This window comes from Aeromonas rivuli (assembly GCF_000820045.1).
Taxonomy (GTDB): domain Bacteria; phylum Pseudomonadota; class Gammaproteobacteria; order Enterobacterales; family Aeromonadaceae; genus Aeromonas; species Aeromonas rivuli.
In genome coordinates, this window is the sequence record NZ_CDBJ01000089.1 from 1 (window position 1) to 2,029 (window position 2,029).

Below are 2,029 nucleotides of genomic sequence, written 5' to 3' on the forward strand. Positions count from 1 at the left end.
TTGTATTGAGGCCAATTGGTGATGGGGTGAAGCGCTTTACCCATGATGCAGACTTGAGGGGGATGGTGGTGCTCAGATCACTGGGTTTTCAATTAGTTCCATTCAAGCTGCATCGATTTAGGAAACAACGCCGGTAACAGCAAGACATACCCGCCAGCATGGGGGCGCGGTAAGTCGCCAACGAAGTACGTGGCCTGAAGGGCCCTCATCGCATCTGACAGTGCCAACCAGCGTTCCGGGTCTTTGGTGATGCTGAACAGCATGTATTCATCGGAGAGAGCGGTGACTGCGGCGGGGTTGAGTCGGTACGCCTTGAGGTTCCCCTTCAACTGAACCGGACAGCGAGCGACGCCAGCGAGGTAGCGAGCGGTGGCAAAGTGATGGCTGCCGCCTTCATTGATGAGGCACACTCGGCCATCCCAGTCGTGGTAGCAAAAATAGTCGAAGCACCTTGGTTGCATGATCCGAACTTCACCATGGGCCAGGTTGCGGGCGATGGTGTCCGGGCAGGCATCATCGAGATATCCCTGGCAGCGGGCCTCCGCAAATGCGTCGAGATCAGTGAACTGCTCGAGGGGGCTCTTGGAGGCATTGAGCACTTCTACCTGGCGAATATCACAGGTCCATCCCTCAACGTGCACCTGCTCGCAAAGATTGGCGAGGGCACCAACCATAATGGTCACACCTCGATACTCGCCATGAACGTATTGTCTGCCACGCAATTCACCGGGGTTGGCATCCCAGCCGGAAGGCAACCATTGGTGCCAGCGAGTGATGTAGTCAACGTCGGTATTGCGTGGGAGTTCAAAGGCGTAACCGATATCAGGATGGGCAAGTAGCAGGGCATTCAGGTTAGCAGGGTAGCCAAACTGGTGCTGGATATAGTGCACGGCGGCGGTAAACATGGTGAGGACTCCATCCGGTTCCAAAGGGAAGTTTGAGTGCAGCACACACTCATGGAGCGGCGCTGTTTGTATCCGCTATCCTGTGGCCCGAACAATTAAACGTCAACTCACCTACTGAGTAGTGGATTGCCCTCGATCGGCACCGAAAAGCTCAACCCGATCTCCGAGGCCGCCGCATCGAGGGCGAGCACAGCCGTGTAGACCTCCGTGGAGCGCAGCGAGCGGTGGCCCAGGTACGCCTGCAGGCGCTTGATGTGGGTATTGCCTTGAAGGAGGTGATGCATGGCGTAGCTGTGCCTGAACACATGCGGCGTCAGCGCCACCACCAGGTTAACTCCCCTCCCCCGTAATCCCCCTTCCGCCTCGCGCAGCCAGTTGCGCACGGTCTGGTCCGTCACGGTCCAGATCGGGGCGCCCCGCGCCAGCTTGAAGGTGCTCAGGTACTCGCGGGCCAGCTGGGCGTACTGCGGATCGAGCAGCGGCACCAAGCGCTTGACGGCCTCGCCAGCGCGGGGGCGGCCTTTGCCGCGCCGGCGCTGCTTCAAGGTGCGCAGCGCCACAAACGGCCGCTGGCCATCGAGCTCGAAATCCCCCGGCGTCAGCGCCAAGGCCTCGTTGATGCGGGCGCCGGTGTTCCACAAGGTGGCCACCAGGAACCGGCGCTGCAGATCCGGCAGCATGGCCAGCACCGCCCCCACTTCGTGCGCCAAGAGATAACGGGGCGCGTCGGTGTGGGCGATGGCGAGGTTACGCAGTGCCGTGGCCACGCGCCACTGTTCGGGGCTGCCGGCGGGGCGCACCAGGGGGCCGCCCTGGTGCAAGGTAGCCAGGGGGTGGCCATGGCCAAGCGGGGTGATCTGCATCGGGATCCTCGTCGCGGGGGGGGAAGTCGGTGATCGGCAGGATGCCAGATCCGGGGGGGCGCTGTCAGTGGCAATAAATGCGCGGCGCGGTGCGGCGAGTTTGGGAGTTTTGGCGCTATGCGCGAAAAGTCAAAAGCGCGGGGGGAGACAGGAAGGGGGCGGCGCGGGGCAGATCCTCGGCAGATCCACTAGATATAGTGGCACCGGCCAGCTGCAGAAACACAACATCTTGGGGGGCGGGGGTGGCCAAGGGGCATTTGG

The 2,029-nt window shown here is 61.7% G+C and carries 2 protein-coding genes; both read right to left on the reverse strand.

The genetic code is table 11. The features are described 5' to 3' along the window. Positions 1 to 92: 92 nt before the first annotated feature. Entirely contained in the window at positions 93 to 905 is an 813-nt protein-coding gene (locus BN1130_RS19330) for a DUF6685 family protein (RefSeq protein WP_232302072.1), read from the reverse strand. Positions 906 to 1,012: 107 nt separating this feature from the next. Beyond that, the gene (locus tag BN1130_RS19335; protein WP_042044049.1) at positions 1,013 to 1,768 is read right to left on the reverse strand and encodes a tyrosine-type recombinase/integrase; all 756 of its coding nucleotides are present in this window, start codon (positions 1,766 to 1,768) and stop codon (positions 1,013 to 1,015) included. Between the last annotated feature and the right edge of the window lie 261 nt (positions 1,769 to 2,029).